Annotated in this window: 1 protein-coding gene; it reads right to left on the minus strand. The window is 54.1% G+C overall.

The genetic code is table 11. The features are described from left to right. The coding region (locus ACXAH0_RS25465; RefSeq protein ID WP_475196149.1) for a transposase domain-containing protein at positions 1-205 on the minus strand (205 nt) is incomplete at both ends.

Below are 205 nucleotides of genomic sequence, written 5' to 3' on the forward strand. Positions count from 1 at the left end.
TGCAGCGTAACACCAAGGCATGAGTTCGTTGATGCGATTGATCTTGTGGTCGGCGATTTGTGCCAGAACCCAGGCCAGCCAGGCTTGCGGGTCAATGCCGTTGAGTTTGGCGGTTTCGATCAGTGTATAGGCGATGGCCGCTGATTTTCCTCCGCCTTGTGAGCCCATGAAGAGGTAATTTTTTCGGCCAAGGGCAATGGGCTTC

This window comes from Roseibium sp. AWQ4_290 (assembly GCF_056160985.1).